Source organism: Corynebacterium guaraldiae (genome assembly GCF_053480195.1).
On record NZ_JBRBAU010000003.1, the window covers coordinates 200,396 to 216,934 of the forward strand.

Consider the following 16,539-nt stretch of genomic DNA (forward strand, 5'->3'; position numbering starts at 1 on the left):
CGAAGGAGGCTGAGACACGATGCCATCTGTACCGTCACCATTCAAGCCACGCAAGAAAAACACTTCTGACGACAGTGCTCCGAGTTTTTCCGTTCCCGTCGAACGTGCCATTGAGCACTGCCGCGTGTTCGTCGATGGCGAGGCTCTTCCCGGCGAGTTTTCGCCGCACAGCGCGCTGCAAACCGTGGAAGAGTACGGACGCGGCTTCGTGTGGGTAGGCCTCTACGAGCCGCTCGAATCACAGATGACGAAGGTGGCGGCTGAGTTTCGTATCCACGAGCTCATCGTCGAGGACGTCGTCCAAGCTCACCAGCGCCCGAAGCTGGAACGCTACGATGACCAGCTGTTCGTGGTGGCGCGGTCGGTGAACTACCGGGATCACGACGAGGTAGCCGATAAGCGCCAAATTATTTCCACTGGTGAGATGCAAATGATCATCGGTGACACATTCATCATCACGGTGCGTCACTCGGCTAAGCTACCCAACTTGGCCTACGTGATCGAGGATGAGCAGGACCTCGTCGAACAGGGCCCCGTGTCCCTAGCGTGGAAGATCCTCGACATGATGGTGGACCGCTATTCGGAGATCTGCCGCCTCATCGCCATCGAGGTCGACGAGCTCGAGGAAGAAATCTTCACTCCGAATTCGCTGCCGAACATCGATCGCATCTATATGTTCAAGCGCGAGATTCTGGAGATGAAGCACGCCATCGTGCCGCTTTCGCCTGCTTTGCGCTCGATGGTCTCTGACCACAAGGACCTCATTCCGAAGGCGATTCGCTCCTACATCAGGGACGTCAACGATCACCAGCTGGTGGTCCAGGACCACGTGTCGGGGTTCGATGAACGCTTGACCTCGCTTATCGACGCCTCCGTGGCCAAGATCAGCATGCAGCAAAACTCCGACATGCGCACGATTTCCGCGGTGGTTGGTATGTGGGCCGCACCAACGCTTGTCGCGGGTATCTACGGAATGAACTTCGATGTCATGCCGGAGCTGCATTTTCCTTGGGGCTATTACGGCGCAATCGGCCTCATGGTGTTAGTCGTGGCCGGAATGTGGTGGTGGTTCCGCCGCAACAACTGGTTGTAAGAGGCTACTGCACCACCATCGTGCGCAGCGTGGACGCGGCGAGGAGCACATCCCCCTGGCTGATCTTAACCTCCCACAGCTGCGTGCGGCGCCCCTTGTACAGCGGTGTAGCAACGGCGGTCACCGTGCCCGAAGCCACCGGCTTGAGGAAATCCGTGTTGTTGTTGACACCGACAACGGGCTTGCCTGCGAGGATTAGGCTGCCGACGGATGCAGTCGATTCCGTAATTGTGCAGTACAGACCCCCATTTGCAACGCCCCAAGGCTGGTGGTGATCTGGGACGACTTCCACCTCAGATCGAACCTCGTCTGCAGAAATGTGCGTGTAGCGCAGGCCAATAAGCCCTGCGAGCCCCTGCGGGTTGGAGTTGATCAACTCGAGTTCTTCCGCGTTGAGCGGACGCGACTGGGAAACGGCCAAGAGCTTTTCAAAGATTTCAGAGTGGTTCATGCCACAACAGGTTAGTGGAATTCGGTGACGTAGGATGGTGAACATGACTCAAAGTGCTGAAAAGACAGATCTCGCTCAGATTGGCGTTGTGGGGCTTGCTGTGATGGGCTCCAACCTTGCGCGAAACTTTGCTCGCAACGGCAACACGGTCGCGGTGTACAACCGCAGCCCGGAAAAGACTCGCGCGCTCATCAGCGAGCACGGCGATGAAGGAGCGTTCATTGCCTCCGAGACCGTCGAGGACTTCGTTGCCTCCCTCGAGCGCCCGCGTAAGGCGATCATCATGGTTAAGGCTGGCGCGGCTACTGACGCCGTCATCGAGCAACTCACCGAAGCCATGGATGAGGGTGACATCATCATCGATGGCGGCAATGCACTGTTCACGGACACCATTCGCCGCGAGAAGGAGGTGGCCGCTAAGGGCCGTCACTTCGTCGGCGCAGGCATTTCCGGTGGTGAGGAAGGCGCGCTCAATGGCCCGTCCATCATGCCTGGTGGCCCAGCTGAGTCTTGGGAGACCTTGGGACCAATCCTCGAGTCCATCGCCGCTAATGTCGACGGTACTCCGTGCGTGACCCACATCGGACCCGATGGCGCTGGCCACTTCGTCAAGATGGTGCATAACGGCATCGAATACGCCGACATGCAGGTTATCGGTGAGGCTTACCAGTTGCTTCGTTATGGTGCGGGCATGGAACCGGCTGAAATCGCCGAAGTCTTCCGCGAATGGAACGCCGGAGACCTAGACTCCTACCTCATTGAGATCACCGCCGAAGTACTAGCACAGAAAGATCCGGAGACAGGTGCCCCGCTTGTCGACGTCATCGTGGACGCCGCCGGTCAGAAGGGCACCGGCCGCTGGACCGCCATTAATGGTCTCGAGCTGGGCGTGCCGATCACCGGCATTGCGGAATCCGTTTTCGCGCGTGCGCTCTCTTCTGCCACTGCTCAACGTGCAGCTGCCCAGGAAGGCCAGCTGCCTTCCGGAACCATTGCCGAGCTCAATGTGGACAAGGCTGAGTTCGTCGAAGACGTTCGCCGTGCACTGTATGCCGCGAAGCTCATTGCCTACTCCCAGGGCTTCGATGAGATCAAGGCTGGCTCCGAGGAGTTCGGCTGGAACGTGGACCCACGCGATTTGGCCACCATCTGGCGCGGTGGATGCATCATTCGCGCGAAGTTCCTCGATCGCATCCGTGAGGCCTACGACAACAATGCCGACCTGCCTGCCTTGATTCTGGACCCGTACTTCAAGGGCGAGCTGGAGAACCTCATCGACCCCTGGCGTCGCGTCGTGGTTACTGCAACGCAGCTGGGCCTGCCGGTTCCGGTGTTTGCCTCTTCCCTGTCCTACTACGACAGCTTGCGCGCCGAGCGCCTCCCAGCTGCTCTGATTCAGGGCCAGCGCGATTTCTTCGGCGCCCACACCTTCAAGCGTGTGGACCGCGAGGGCACGTTCCATATCGAATGGTCAGGTGACCGCTCGCTTACCGAGATGTAGCTGCTAAGCCCCTCCCCTGAGGGGCTTTTCTTATCCCTCCGCTACCCGCGACCAGAATTTTTCTTCTTCCGGTTGCGGGGTGTAGAGACCTGTTTTAGTCTCTGTGCTCATGGGGGATATTGAAACCTACATCCGCCTTCGCAATTCGGGGATTGCGCTGGTGGAAAACATTCCTGGCTCACCCGACGAGCTCCGCGCGCTCGGCGCGGATGCCTCCGATGCCACTGAGCTTGCAAACCTTAACCAGGTGTATTTCGGTCCCACCCGCTTTAGCGGCAAACAACGCAAAGCCCGCCACGCAGCCCTTCAACAACGCCACAGCCTCGGCACCCTCACACTCATCGAGTCCTACACCGCAAAAGTCAAGAAAACCCTCGACGCCTGGAACCTGCGAATCAAACTCGCAGGAACACCCGCACACCGCATCCCCACCGTCGCCGCCACACGACTGAAAGAACTCCGCTCCAAACGCATAGCCAAACCAGGCGTGCGCATCACCTACCGCACGCAAGGCCCTAACACCCTTTCCATTACCGATGACGCCACCACGATTGCCAACATGCGCGGCGTCTTAGAATCCACCAACACCGACCTGCTTCAAGCAGCCAACGACGTCTTCTTCAAAGAAGGCACCGGTTCCAAACCCGCGGTGCGCACCCAAGTCATCGTCACCCTGAACGAGCTCGACCAGATCATAAACGGCGACGGGGACGAAATAGAGCTCAACTTGACTAACGGTGGGCGCATGACCGGGGCGGAATTCCTCACCCACAAATTCGCCGAAATAGGCTATGCCACCATCGTCCACCCCATTGAAGGACCCATCAACACCTGGCGGCTAGAGCGTGGAGCAAACTTCAAACAACGCCTTACCCTGCACGCTGAATTCCACACATGTGCAAGACCAGGCTGTAACAAGCCCGCTGATTACTGCCAAGTCCATCACCTCATCCCCTGGCAGGCAGGCGGCTACACCAACATCAAGAACCTGACCTTCCTGTGCGCCTACCACAACGGTATTAACGATGATGACCCGCAAAGGCCTACCGGCCGCGGCTACATGTACCGGCTCAACACCGGGGTCAGCTTCATCCCACCCTGGGGCACACCAATCACCGCAATGCCCGAATACCAAGAAGCACTAGCCAGACTCAACGCCGAACAAGCAGGACAACCACCAGAGGAACCACCCGACAGCAGCTAACACCCACAGCCACCAAACACAGCAACGGCAGAAAGGAAACAGCTAACCACCAGTGACAACACTGCCACCCGCGGACCACATCAAGGCACGCGGGCACATCGGTGATCCTTGACCCCCTTCAAATACCGGCAGGAACGACGCGCATTTAAGCCCTTAAAGAACGAGACCCGCCAACCGGATGAGGGTTGACGGGCCACTTGGGGTGGGTGAAGCGTCGTCAAGCGCGTGGGGCGCCGAAGATAGCTAGGCATTCACCGACGGACCACCCAGAGCCGAGTCAAGGATTCCCGCACCCACGAGATAGTTGGCCAAATCATTCAAGTCCGCTTCGTCCCCGTTGGCATCATAGCCGTCCATGACGTACTCGATAACCGCGTTGCCATCCTCAAGTACTTCAGCAATCACGTACTCATCTTCCTCACTAAAAGCACCAATCTGGGAGCCGCGGGCCGAGGTGAAGTCCTCGACGGTGCCGGCCAGCCCAACGCTTTCAGTATCGCGTATAGCATCCTTGTTCTCTGTGTACTGAGCCACGAATTCTCTGTCCGGACCATAGATGCAAGAAATCGTCGGAACCCACTGAACATCTAGGCCCAGATAGTCCGCCTGCCCGAAGAATGACGTGTCCTCATAGCACTCGTCCGAAAGGTCAATGAGCGGAGCGGGCACCGGGGCAGAAACCTCGGAGGCGCGGATTCTGTCAACCTCATCGGAGTCATATGTGCTGTTCCAGTAGGCATTGTCGGAAGCACTTACGTCTTGTGGCGCATCATCAAAGTCGGCAGCAACATCTTTGAAGAAAGAAACTGCAGCAAAAATAGCGACGCCTGCGATGATGGCGAATACAAGAACTACCGCCAGAACGATCCACAATGCTTTCTTCGAGCTGGGCTTCTTTTCGACCGGCTGTGGCATCGTTGGGCCGCCGGCGTGAGCACCTTGATTTTGATTGATAAAGCCAGGCGGTGCTTGGTTGTGCTGCGGGTTCTGGCCAAATCCACGGGGCGGCTGCTGCGGGCTACTGAAAGGGTTCGTCATGTCGATCAATTTAGCAGAGACCTACATCACATTACTGCCAACAGTGCAGGATGCTAGGCCCATTCCCCGCACTGGCTTTTCTATCTGGCATCGAAGCGAACTAGACTTCCTCTCGATGAATACTTTCGCCGACCTCGGCCTCCCCCGCGATGTTGTCCGCGTCCTTGACAAACAGGGCATCACGACCCCCTTCCCTATCCAAGAAGCCGCGATTCCCGCCGCCCTTTCCGGCAAGGACGTCCTAGGCCGCGGCCCCACGGGCTCGGGAAAAACCTTCACGTTCGGCCTTCCCATGCTCACTCGACTTGCCGAATCCGGGGTCTCCCGACCGGCGCACCCCCGCGGTCTCGTGTTAGCACCAACGCGTGAGCTGGCAACGCAGATCCAACAACGCCTGGATGAACCCGCAGCCGCGCTGGGACTGCGTGTGTTGGCAGTTGTCGGTGGTGTCAACATCAACAACCACATTCGCTCATTGGCCCGCCCGGTTGACCTCCTTGTTGCTACGCCGGGCCGCGCACTGGATCTCATCGACCAAGGCAAGCTTTTCTTCGACCAGATCACCATCACTGCGCTCGACGAGGCCGACCAGATGGCGGACATGGGCTTCCTTCCCCAGGTACGCAAACTGCTCAGTCTCACCCCACCAGACGGCCAACGCTTACTCTTCTCCGCCACCCTCGACGGTGAGGTAAACAAGTTGGTCGAGCAGTTCATGCACGACCCCGTAACCCACTCCACAGCCCCCGTCGAGGCCGCCGTGGACACGATGGAGCACCACCTCATTTTCATCGGCACCCGCGAGGCACGCAACGGCGTCGTCCTGCGGCTCGGTGCACGCAAGGGCAAGACCATCATGTTTATGCGGACCAAGCACGGAGTCGACAGGCAGGCGAAGAAGCTGCGCAGAGTCGGTATTAACGCACTGCCGCTTCACGGCGATAAGGGCCAAGGTTCACGTACCAAGGCAATTGAGGGCTTCGCCGACGGAAGCGTACCCGTGCTCGTCGCCACGGACATCGCCGCACGCGGTATCGACATTGCGGATGTCTCCCTCGTCGTCCACGTAGATCCACCCGCCGAGCACAAGGCTTACCTACACCGTTCCGGCCGCACCGCCCGCGGCGGTGAGTCAGGCACCGTCGTCACACTCGTTACCGACGAGCAGCGCGGAGAGGTGGCCAAGCTCATTGCAAAGGCCGGAGTGGACCACACCGACCTCGACATCAGTGACCGCGCCAACCCCGCCAGCAGCCCCGAACTTGCCCAGATGACCGGTGCGCGCAAGCCGAAGGGCGAGCCGCTCGGGCCACCGAACCAACAGCAGCCTAAGCAGGAAGCACCGGGGCACCGCCGCCGCGGCCGTAACAACCGCCGCCGTCGAGGCAGTGCTGGACAACGATGATTCTCGCGCCCAAGGATTGGCAAGCCCGGATGCGACAGCACGAGGAGGAAGCAAATGAGTTCCTCGCTCGCTATCGCCACCCAGGCTCGTATCACCCTGTCTACGACTTCCTTTTCGAGTACTACCCCGTCCGCCCCTCTCATCTGCGCCGTTGGCACCCAGGCGTAGGGGTCACCCTGGAAGGGAACGCTCCGCACAGCGAATGGCGCTACTACCGCCGCACTGCCGAGGGCATCACGATGGACACCGAGGCCTTCCTCGAACGCCGCGGCGGAACCGTGCGCTACATCCTGGAACTTCTGGAAAAGACGGCGCACAATCCCACCCAATTTGATTGTTTTGGCCTGCATGAATGGGCCATTGTGTACCACACCGATTCCCCTCGCCATGACCTGCCGTTGCGGTTGGGAGCGGAAGGGACGAACGCAGTCGTCGACAAGCACCGCATCAAATGCACGCACTACGATGCCTTCCGTTTCTTTACTGAGCCCGCCCGCCCGCTTAACCTCACGGTGCTGACCCGTGAGGACCAACCGGACAACGACCAGGCTGGCTGCGTCCATGCGACTATGGATTTATATAAATGGGCGTGGAAATTGGGCCCGTTGGTGCCAGGTGACTTGTTCCTCGATACCTTCCGGTTGGCGGTGGCCGCGCGCACGCTCGACATGGAGGCCTCGCCATATGACTGCCGCGAGTGGGGCTTTGGGGTCGTCCCCATCGAAACGCCAGAGGGAAAGTCGGAGTATGTGCGGCGCCAACGCGCGCTTGCCGACGCCTCCGAGCCACTCCGCGCGCGGCTTGTCTCCCAAATTAGAGCAGCACTGAGCGCTACAATGAGAGACCATTGATGTGACCCGTCGGGGCGCCCTCTACTGCCCCGAGACCCCAGCGCGGAAGGAAAAAGATGGCCCGGCACTCGGATGGAAAGAATAACTATGCAATCGCACCGTGGGTCATCATCGTGGCCGTCCTCGCGGTTTTGGCGTTGGTTATCGGCGCATTCTTCCTCTTCCGCGGAGGGGAATCCGATTCGAGCGAGCCAGTAGCGGCGGATAAAACCACTGAGTCATCGGCCGTACAGAAACCAACAAGTGTAAGCGCTAGCACTACGTCTGCATCGACCACGCCCTCGAAGTCAGTACAGCCGTCCGAATCGGTATCAGCCACGCCCAGCACTGAAAACAAGGAAGATCAAGGGGTGGCGCCGAATACGTTGTTCCTTCTTGATACCTCCGACAACCTTGCGCCGTACTTCGATGAGGTAACCGAGGGCGTGGCGGAGGCGGCGTCGGCAGTCGGCGCGGAGGGAAGCCAGGTGGCTCTCTGGAACTATTCCTCACCCATTTCAGCCACGGCCACCGTGGGCTTCCGTCAGAATGTAGCCTATGGCGACGCCGAGAACGTGGCCTTCGCAGTACGGCAATTCGGCACTGGTGGCGTTCCTCAAACTCGCAGCGCCGTGGTCGCGGCACTGAATAACGCCACGGACCAAAAGGCAGAAACGGGCAAAGACGCCCGCGTCGTGCTCGTTACTACTGGGACCCAACAAGATATGGATGACGCAAGCTTTACAGAGGCAGTCAAAGCCGCGCGCGGTCAGGGCGTTAGCTTGAGCGTGGTGCATATCGGTGAAGGTGAAAAGGACGCCGAGCTCGAAAAGCTCGCTGACTCCTACAAGACCATCTCGGACCCTTCAAATGCCCAAGAGGACAAAAAGGCCATCGCCAACGCCGCCGGGGCACGATAACCGGGACACTTCAGGCGCATCGACGCCGCACATCAAAAAAGCCGCCGCTTCCTCTAGAGCACTGACGTGAGCTGCAGTGACTAAGAGGAGCGGCGGCGGATGGCTTCCTTAGGAGGTTTTGAGCTTGCGCCGAGCAGCCAGTTCGTCGAGGCCAAATACAACGTCGACTTCTTCGTCCTCCACAACGCGCTCGGCCGGGAAGGAAGTGATGGTTCCGGAAAGCTCCTTCAGGATGCCTGGGACAGCGATGCCAAACACGCCCTGTCCACCGGCAAGAAGGTCGATGACTTCGTCGTTCGAGCGGCACTCATAAACCGTGGTGCCGTCGGAGACGAGGGTGAGCTCAGCAAGATCATTAACTCCGCGATCCCTCAGGGATTCCACCGCGAGGCGAATATTCTGCAAAGAAATGCCGGTGTCCAAAAGGCGCTTGACAATCTTGAGAACCAGCACGTCCTTAAAGGAGTACAGGCGCTGGGAACCAGAGCCGCGAGCAGTGCGAATCGAGGGCTTCACCAGGTCCGTGCGCGCCCAGTAGTCCAACTGGCGGTAGGTAATGCCGGCTACCTGACAAGCGATGGGCACGCGGTAGCCCAGCTCCTCGTCGGGCCCGACATCAAAAAGGGATTCCTGAACGTAGTCGTTGGCTGCGAAATCTTCGAGCGGCAGTGCGCTGGACTCGGGACGGTTATTCTTACTGCTCACGTAATTACTCCAGTGATACTTGAGGGGAGTTCTATTTTTCTATTAAAGGGCACGTCAGCGACCGCGTCAAGAGTCGTCCTCCGTGAACCTCTAGTAGAACTTTAGACTTTTTGAGTCACTTTGTCATCATTAGTCACACGCGTGTCATTAAAAAATTCAGTGGTAGCACGACTAAAGCGACGCCACAGAGGGCGCCGCTTCTAATGTCTAGCTGGGATCAGGGCTTAGGGCTGAATTATGTGGAAGGGAGCTTAAACTCCCCTTTTACTCCTCTTCACCATCTTTGCCGCCGAGCAAATCTTCCTCGGAGATTCCGGAATCACGCATCATCTGCTCGAAGTCATCGTCCTCCAGCGCGCTTTGCTGGGAATGGCGCTCCTTAAACTCGCGCATGCGCTTCTCCGGGAACGTCTCCAGGGATTCTGCCTCGCGTTCTAGGCCGTAATATTCTTTAAGGTCCTCATCGCTAATGTAAATGGCTACCTCGTCGAGCACATCCTTCTCAAAATGAATGGGCAACCCATAGTGATCTGCGAGGACAAGAGCGTCGCACAAGCGGGCATCGTGCTCTTCGCCGGTACCATCCAGGAGATCAACCATGAAAACGCCCTTACGGTACTCGGACACGCAAATATGCTCGATGCCATCTAGCTGATCCGCAAAGGCGATGAGCAGTTCATACGTGCTTGGGCGCGCATTAAAGTGCCGCTCAAGTACTTGGAGGACACGCGCGCCGTCGATGGGTGAGACCCAGACCGGCACGTGCCGGTCCGCCTCCGCCCAATAGAAAAGAGCACATAGGTTATTTTCGGGGCCAACGGGGTGGATACCTAGAAATTTCAATACTTCAGTGTTCATGGAATCCACTTTTACACACATTCCTTGCACATGGTTGTCGGGCCGGTTAAGTGGCGTAGAAAAGTCGGCGCCAAACTTACGGAAATAAAAGCCCGTATGGTTTAAGGGCGGAATTCGTCACGAAGCTCGGTCTTGACCAACGTCCCGTGAAGCGACAGAACAAGGGCCGCCATCTGCTGAGAAAGCTCCTCGGCCTGTTGCGGGGCAGTATCAGACTTCGAATGCGCCACCGGCGTTGCCACCTGCGAAATCATGTCCGCCTGGCGGCGGGCAGCATTGCGCAGCGACTTCAACTGTCGCGCCTCAAACCCGAAGGATTCCAGCGCCACGGCCGCGGCCACGATGGACACGTCATCCGTATCAAAGAAGCCCGCCGGATCCGGCTTAATCAGTCCCACAGAAACCAGCTTGGCGATGTTTTCCTGCGTAGTGCCTGCTTGGTCGGCCACATCGGCGTCGGTAAGCCGAGTGACCACCGGCGCGCGCAGCTGCTCGGCGCTGATGAGGGCCTCGGCCTGGGAGGACACGATGGCGGTAACTTGCCCCGAATCCATCGCGTCTAGCTGTTCCCGAATAACCTTGAGCGGCGTATAGTGATCGCGCTGCGCGGTCAGAATATAGCGAAGACGATCAAGGTCCTTCTGGTAGTAGCGGCGGTAGCCCTTCGCGGTGCGCTCTGGAGTAATCAGCCCCTCAGATTCCAAGAAGCGAATCTTCGACACCGTCACATCCGGAAATTGCTTCTGCACGTGCTTCAGCGTTACGCCAATAGACATGGGCTTCTGCTTAGCAGGCTTGGTCTTCTTGACCACGGAAGACGCTGCTGCGGCAGCGGCGGTGGACTTCTGTGCGCTCACGATAGGACTACTACTGCTTTCTTCACGATTTCACTATGACAAAAGGGGAGCTCAGGTGGAAGCTTCCCCCGGCCTTCTCCCCTAGTTCTTTAGGACAGGCACTGCCTTATTTCGGGGCAATGAATACCAAGCGGAATTTACCAATCTGGATTTCATCGCCCACTTCGAGTACCTGAGCATTGCGCGGCTCGCGGTTCACGTAGGTTCCGTTGAGCGATCCGACATCGACTACCTCAAACTGACCGTCCTTCGCGCGGAACTCCGCGTGGCGACGAGACACGGTGACGTCATCGAGGAAGATATCAGCCTCTGGATGGCGGCCGGCGGTGGTGGTCGGCTGATCAAGCAGGAAGCGAGCGCCTGCATTGGGACCGCGCTTGACGACGAGCAGTGCCTGGCCCTCAGCCAAGTTCTCAGCTCCAGCAACGGAGGCGTCAGAACCCGCCGCGGTGCCGTTTTCCATCTCCTTGAGAAGATCTGCGCGGAAGACAGAAGTAGTTTCTGCCTGCGGTTCCGGCGTTCCGGTATTCTCGCTCATTTTTACCTCCGAAGGGTCGGATCAATGTTGACTCATTCCATATTAGCGACTCCGCCGCCCGCGCGAGTCGCCTCTCCGCAATTTACATCAACGGAAAATGTTTCCTATGCCCTTGAGCACGGAGTTTCCGCCCCCTGATAGTGGGTTATCGGAGACCATATAAGTCCACGTTGCGCTCGGGCGGGACAGGCCGTGATCCTCTAGATGGGCGCCATCTGAATCGATAAGCACGGTTTTAAAAGTATCAACGGCGTCATTAACCGCGCGCTGCGCTAGGTCTTTAAACTCGCGCACCGCGATGCGGTGGTATTCGTCGATTGGCGTCTCGCGGGCGATGGCACGTAGGTGGATAGATTCCCGCACATCATCCATCAACTCCAAGTGGTCGGCCCACGCCTGGTCGAGGTGGAAGAGCATAATCTCACGGGCCGCCCGCTCGCGCGCTTCAGCGGGGACGTCACGAAGCTCAGCAGCACGCTCCGGTGCCCGCTCAGCCAGCTCCTGCCAGGCTTGGTCGGTATCGAGCAGCTTAGCTCGCCGCTCATCAATGATGATGCGCTGATCTGCGAGCAGGTGGTTGTACTTCCAGGTCTGCGCGTGAATCTCTAGAAGCTGCCCCTCGGTCACGCGCTGACAGTGTGCAATGAAATCACGAACCCTTTTGGATTCGATGAGCCCGTCGGCATCGGGGCGGGCGGACAAGGATTCATCTTCCCCACCCTGTTTAACCACGTCATCTTCTAAGGAAACGAAGAAGATGGACTTGCCCGGATCTCCCTGGCGGCCAGCGCGACCGCGCAACTGGTTATCCAGACGCGAGGAACGGTGCCGCGAGGTGCCGAGCACCGCCAGACCACCCCTCTCGACGACGGCATCGCGGTCAGACTCATCAGCGCCGCCCAGCTTAATATCCGTGCCGCGGCCCGCCATCTGGGTGGAAACGGTGACACGGCCGACGTCGCCAGCCTCCGCCACAATGCGCGCCTCGTCCTCGTCATTCTTCGCATTAAGGACGTTTACCTCGATCCCCCGTTCGCGTAACGCAGCGGCGAGATCTTCGGATTCGGCGACGTCGTGGGTGCCCACCAAAACTGGTTGGCCGGTGCTGTTGATCGCGACGATTTCGTTCACGATGGCGCGGGACTTCTCATCCACCGAGGCATAGATGCGATCCGCCTCATCGAAGCGCTGCAGTTCCTTGTTTCTATCGATGACCGATACGTGGAGGTTATAGAACTGCCGTAGCTGATCGGTCGCCTCCACAGCGGTACCGGTCATCCCGCACACCAACGGGTAACGGCGCATGAGTTCCTGGAGCGTAATGGTGTCGAGGATGCGCCCTCCTTCCGATACCTCCAAGCCTTCCTTGGCCTCCACAGCGGCCTGCAGGCCGTCGGGCCAGCGCTGCAGTTCGGCTACGCGGCCGCGGGAGGCGTCGATAAGCTGCAGCTTTCCGTCCGTGATGATGTAGTGAATGTCACGAATGAGCAGCGCCTTCGCGTGCAGCGCCAAGTTCACCTTGACCAGTACGGAGCCGATATTCCCCTCGGAGTAGAGCGAATCAATGCCCAATTCGCGCTCGACTCGCGCCGCTCCATCGTCGGTCAGCGCCACCGTGCGCCCATCCTCCGCGATGACATAGTCCTGCTCCTCACGCAGGCGCGAAACCACGTTGGTGATGTGACCTGTGGACTCCTCACCCGGGCGGTTTCCGGCGAGGACGAGGGGAACGAGGGCTTCGTCGACAAGCACGGAGTCCGCCTCATCCACCAACGCAACATCTGCGCGCGCCTGTACCGTCTGCTCGCGGGAGGTGATCTGGTTATCCCGCAGAACGTCGAATCCCAGCTCGTTGACGGGGGCATAGATGATATCGCTCAGGTAGGCCGTGCGACGCTCCTCTGGGCCTAGCTTCTCGGTGACCGAGGCCACCGTGAGGCCGAAGAACTCCACGAGCGAGCGCATCCACTCGGCATCGCGCGCCGCGAGATAGTTATTGACCGTCACCAGGTGGACGCGTTTTCCGGTCAGCGCAAAACCAGTCGCGGCCATTGCGCCCACCAGGGTTTTTCCCTCACCGGTGGCCATCTGGATGACATCACCCTCAAGCAAGCGGAGAACGGCTTGGGACTGGACATTAAATGGGCGCATGCCGAGCTTGCGTTCGCTGGCCACGGCCAGAGCAGCGAGGAAACGCGACTTATCCGCAATCTTGCCATCCTTCACGCATTCCCGTGCGGTGGTGGCAACGTCTGCATCCGATAAGTTGGCAATTTCTTCCACCGCCGAGTCCGCAGCCGTGACGACGGCTTTCGATTTCTTATTGTTGCGCTCGGACTGTGCGCCCATTGCCTTCCAGAACCAATCGAATGCGCCCATGAGCACTCCTCCATCCTTGTGCGTCATACAGGTCTTCTATCGACTTTAGTCAACCCCGGTTCGCAGGCGTGCAGTTGCCCTTATATCCTTGTGGGCATGCAATCCGTGAACGTGTCGCTCCCCTCCAGCACCGGTACCACGATGGCCGGAACCATCGATTTCCCAGACTCCCCTCCGCAAGCCTTCGCCATCTTCGCGCACTGCTTTGCCGGCTCGCGCCATACACCCGGTGCCGCCCGCGTGAGCAAGCAGCTGACAAACTTTGGTATCGCCACCCTGCGCTTCGACTTCCCAGGCTTGGGACAGTCCGAGGGAAACTTCGCTGATACCTGTTTCAGCCAAAACGTTGCAGACATCCAGGCCGCCGCCGAGTGGCTGGCCCACAACTATTCTGCGCCGCAGCTCCTCATGGGTCACTCGCTGGGCGGCGCCGCAGCCCTCGCGGCGGCCAACGACATTCGTTCCCTCAAAGCCGTCGCCACCATCGGTGCCCCCTTCGATCCCGCACATTCAGTGCTGCATTACGCCGACAAGATTGGCGAGGTCGACGCCAATGGCGAGGTAGAGGTCACCTTGGGCGGCCGCGCGCTAACCATTTCGCGCCTTTTCCTCGAAGACCTTGCTGAGACCAACCCGGAGGAGTACCTTCCGCGCCTACGCAAGCCACTCATGGTGCTGCACTCCCCCATTGATCAGACCGTTGGCATCGACAATGCCCAGAACATTTTCCGCACCACGCGCTACCCCAAGTCCTTGGTGGCCTTGGACAAGGCTGATCACCTCGTCACCAAGCAAGGCGCGGCCGCACGCGCTGCCGACCTGATTGGCGCGTGGGCGGAGCAGTTCATCGTTCCGGAGAACCTTCCCGCGCCGGTCGCTGAGGACTCCGCAGTTGCAATCCCAGCTGTGGGCACGAGGATGGGCGTCGTAGTACGCCACAACGACCGTTCTGTGACCGCTGACCGCACGAAGAAAAGCGGCGGCAAGGGCCAAGGTTTTACCGCTGAAGGCCTCCTCATGTCCGCACTGGCTGTGGCAAGCACCCAGGCCATCAAGGCAGCGGGCAAGGCACAGAAGATCGACGCGAAGGCTCTCGAAGCTGTGTCCGTCAGCATTACCCAAGAGTCCGAATCCCGATTTACACGTACGGTGACTCTCCCCGCCTCCCTTAGCGCGGACCAACAACGCGCGCTTGGCGACGCCTCCGCATCCACCACCATCGACTCCCTCCTCACCGTCGAGGTGACCACCACCGTGACAACCGCGGCACAATAGATTCACATGATTGTTCTCAACCCTCTTGATCCGGCTGCCCGCTGCCCCTGCGGAACCGGCTTGACGTTTGGCGAGTGCTGCTCGCGCTACCACGCCGGCACGCCCGCGCCCTCGGCAGAGGCACTCATGCGCTCGCGGTTCAGTGCTTTCGTCACCGGCGATGAGGACTATTTGCTCCGTACCTGGGACCCAGAGACCCGCCCTGAGCGCCTCAACCTCGCAGATAACGGCATCCGCTTTTACCACCTCGATATTATCGATACCGTCGCCGGCGGCCCCTTGGACGATACCGGCGTCGTTGAGTTCGAGGCCTTCTATAAGGGCGCCGCACAAGGCTCTCAGCGGGAACGCTCCTCTTTCCGCAGACAAGACGGGCAGTGGGTCTACTCCACCGGCGAGTTCTAGAGCCTTCAAAACGCGCATCAACCTGGGATTTGTCGAAGCGAATACCGCTGGTGTAATCTGTAGCAGTTGCACCAAATGGTGCGACGGCGGACTATGGCGCAGTTTGGTAGCGCACTACACTGGGGGTGTAGGGGTCGCAGGTTCAAATCCTGTTAGTCCGACAGCATCCAGGGACGGTTTCGTGAAACGACCTTAAATCGTTTGCGAAACTGCCTCCGTGAGATAAACCCACCTCCTTCGGGCGGTGGGTTTGGTCGTTTTCGCTCTGATCTGGGTGTTGACCAATAACAAACACAGCATGGTTCGTCCCCTCTAAAACGACTTCTAGCCCGGAACCCCATATCGGTTTTCCGAGCTAGATGGATAAAGCTATTTAGTTGGTCTTAAGCTGCCTCGCGCGCAGGCGGCGCGTTCGGGCTTGCCTTCTCGCGCGCCGGATCGCGCGGCGGCTGAGGCTCACGGCCTTCAGGAGGCGGGGTCTTTTCATCTCGCTCCACCCGGCCAAGAAAGCGCCGGATCATGGAGGCATTGGCCGCAACCACACCAAGAGCCGTATAGAAGAAGGCCGCAGCAAAACCACGAACCGGCCTCCTAGTGTGGTCACCAATAGCAGCACCACCACGATTGTTCTTCACGTAGTCATTACGAGTTTCAATCACATTGCGCCAGGTACCGTATATTTTCTGCCACTCAGGTGTCTTGTAGGCCGGGCCAGTTTGTCGGTAGCGAATGCCCTCAGTGTGAGGGATGGCCACAGAGGACTTATTGGTACAGCACTTACCCATCTGGCTGCGCGGAGCTTCAAGACTAGGTGATGGGATAATAGGCAGTCTGAAGCGTCCTGGGTTTAGTTCCGCTTCTTTTACGCCCCTGTGTTGATGGGCTGGGTGAGATAGTACTCGGTTTCTATTTCCTGTGGGGTGGCGTAGTCCAATGCTTCGTGAAGCCGCTTGGTGTTCCACCAATGCACCCACCGCAAGGTGGCCAGTTCGACTTCTCCGACCGATGTCCACGGGCCTTGGGCATGAATCAGTTCCGCCTTGTAGAGACCATTGACTGTTTCGGCTAGTGCATTGTCAT

General features: G+C 58.9%; 17 protein-coding genes and 1 tRNA gene. 9 read left to right on the plus strand and 9 right to left on the minus strand.

The annotated features are described in order from the left end of the window. Positions 1–19 precede the first annotated feature (19 nt). Complete coding sequence (gene corA, locus ACUY3D_RS03900) at positions 20–1,093, plus strand: magnesium/cobalt transporter CorA (protein ID WP_070532752.1); 1,074 nt, start codon at positions 20–22, stop codon at positions 1,091–1,093. A gap of 4 nt (positions 1,094–1,097) precedes the next feature. Here the strand turns inward: corA and ACUY3D_RS03905 are convergent, their stop codons facing one another. Beyond that, positions 1,098–1,544 carry a PaaI family thioesterase gene (locus ACUY3D_RS03905; protein ID WP_070520420.1) on the minus strand — a complete coding sequence of 149 codons (447 nt, stop codon included), beginning with the start codon at positions 1,542–1,544 and terminating at the stop codon, positions 1,098–1,100. A gap of 43 nt (positions 1,545–1,587) precedes the next feature. Here ACUY3D_RS03905 and gnd point away from each other — a divergent pair, with 43 nt between their 5' ends. Both gnd and ACUY3D_RS03915 read left to right on the plus strand, forming a co-directional pair. Then, positions 1,588–3,045 carry an NADP-dependent phosphogluconate dehydrogenase gene (gene gnd / locus ACUY3D_RS03910; RefSeq protein WP_448240373.1) on the plus strand — a complete coding sequence of 486 codons (1,458 nt, stop codon included), beginning with the start codon at positions 1,588–1,590 and terminating at the stop codon, positions 3,043–3,045. A gap of 109 nt (positions 3,046–3,154) precedes the next feature. Further along, a complete protein-coding gene (locus ACUY3D_RS03915) occupies positions 3,155–4,249 on the plus strand; it encodes an HNH endonuclease signature motif containing protein (protein WP_448240374.1) in 1,095 nt (364 codons plus the stop codon). Positions 4,250–4,492: 243 nt separating this feature from the next. Here ACUY3D_RS03915 and ACUY3D_RS03920 read toward each other — a convergent pair whose 3' ends face one another. Further along, the gene (locus ACUY3D_RS03920) at positions 4,493–5,287 is read right to left on the minus strand and encodes a hypothetical protein (RefSeq protein WP_448240375.1); all 795 of its coding nucleotides are present in this window, start codon (positions 5,285–5,287) and stop codon (positions 4,493–4,495) included. Between the two features lie 115 nt (positions 5,288–5,402). Here ACUY3D_RS03920 and ACUY3D_RS03925 point away from each other — a divergent pair, with 115 nt between their 5' ends. The 3 genes from ACUY3D_RS03925 to ACUY3D_RS03935 are packed head-to-tail and all read left to right on the plus strand — an operon-like array spanning position 5,403 to position 8,442. Beyond that, positions 5,403–6,692 carry a DEAD/DEAH box helicase gene (locus tag ACUY3D_RS03925; protein WP_448240376.1) on the plus strand — a complete coding sequence of 430 codons (1,290 nt, stop codon included), beginning with the start codon at positions 5,403–5,405 and terminating at the stop codon, positions 6,690–6,692. Further along, complete coding sequence (locus ACUY3D_RS03930; RefSeq protein WP_070524839.1) at positions 6,689–7,543, plus strand: 3-methyladenine DNA glycosylase; 855 nt, start codon at positions 6,689–6,691, stop codon at positions 7,541–7,543. Before ACUY3D_RS03925 ends, ACUY3D_RS03930 begins: the two co-directional genes overlap by 4 nt. A gap of 56 nt (positions 7,544–7,599) precedes the next feature. Continuing rightward, positions 7,600–8,442 (plus strand): vWA domain-containing protein, encoded by an 843-nt coding sequence (locus ACUY3D_RS03935; RefSeq protein ID WP_070524836.1) that lies wholly within the window; start codon positions 7,600–7,602, stop codon positions 8,440–8,442. A 108-nt stretch (positions 8,443–8,550) separates the two neighbouring features. Here ACUY3D_RS03935 and ACUY3D_RS03940 read toward each other — a convergent pair whose 3' ends face one another. From ACUY3D_RS03940 to secA2, 5 genes are all read right to left on the minus strand, one after another. Then, positions 8,551–9,111, minus strand: a complete 561-nt coding sequence (locus ACUY3D_RS03940; RefSeq protein WP_198530989.1) for a MerR family transcriptional regulator — start codon at positions 9,109–9,111, stop codon at positions 8,551–8,553. Positions 9,112–9,411: 300 nt separating this feature from the next. Then, on the minus strand, positions 9,412–10,005 hold the full coding sequence (locus ACUY3D_RS03945) for a bifunctional nuclease family protein (protein ID WP_070524859.1): 594 nt from the start codon (positions 10,003–10,005) through the stop codon (positions 9,412–9,414). A gap of 101 nt (positions 10,006–10,106) precedes the next feature. Next, positions 10,107–10,862 (minus strand): transcriptional regulator FtsR, encoded by a 756-nt coding sequence (gene ftsR, locus ACUY3D_RS03950; RefSeq protein WP_070524832.1) that lies wholly within the window; start codon positions 10,860–10,862, stop codon positions 10,107–10,109. 106 nt (positions 10,863–10,968) lie between these two features. After that, positions 10,969–11,400 (minus strand): oxoglutarate dehydrogenase inhibitor Odhl, encoded by a 432-nt coding sequence (odhI, locus tag ACUY3D_RS03955; RefSeq protein WP_010186533.1) that lies wholly within the window; start codon positions 11,398–11,400, stop codon positions 10,969–10,971. An 87-nt stretch (positions 11,401–11,487) separates the two neighbouring features. Continuing rightward, the gene (secA2, locus tag ACUY3D_RS03960; RefSeq protein WP_448240377.1) at positions 11,488–13,779 is read right to left on the minus strand and encodes an accessory Sec system translocase SecA2; all 2,292 of its coding nucleotides are present in this window, start codon (positions 13,777–13,779) and stop codon (positions 11,488–11,490) included. A gap of 96 nt (positions 13,780–13,875) precedes the next feature. Here secA2 and ACUY3D_RS03965 point away from each other — a divergent pair, with 96 nt between their 5' ends. From ACUY3D_RS03965 to ACUY3D_RS03975, 3 genes are all read left to right on the plus strand, one after another. Next, positions 13,876–15,054, plus strand: a complete 1,179-nt coding sequence (locus tag ACUY3D_RS03965; RefSeq protein ID WP_448240378.1) for a bifunctional alpha/beta hydrolase/OsmC family protein — start codon at positions 13,876–13,878, stop codon at positions 15,052–15,054. A 6-nt stretch (positions 15,055–15,060) separates the two neighbouring features. Further along, positions 15,061–15,459 (plus strand): YchJ family protein, encoded by a 399-nt coding sequence (locus ACUY3D_RS03970; protein WP_448240379.1) that lies wholly within the window; start codon positions 15,061–15,063, stop codon positions 15,457–15,459. An 87-nt stretch (positions 15,460–15,546) separates the two neighbouring features. Then, a tRNA-Pro gene (locus tag ACUY3D_RS03975) sits at positions 15,547–15,620 on the plus strand. A 222-nt stretch (positions 15,621–15,842) separates the two neighbouring features. On the opposite strand, the gene ACUY3D_RS03980 is transcribed toward ACUY3D_RS03975, so the two are convergent. Beyond that, the gene (locus ACUY3D_RS03980; protein ID WP_448240380.1) at positions 15,843–16,214 is read right to left on the minus strand and encodes a hypothetical protein; all 372 of its coding nucleotides are present in this window, start codon (positions 16,212–16,214) and stop codon (positions 15,843–15,845) included. Positions 16,215–16,321: 107 nt separating this feature from the next. Continuing rightward, a partial coding sequence (locus ACUY3D_RS03985; protein ID WP_448240381.1) for an integrase core domain-containing protein occupies positions 16,322–16,539 on the minus strand: 218 nt, incomplete at its 5' end.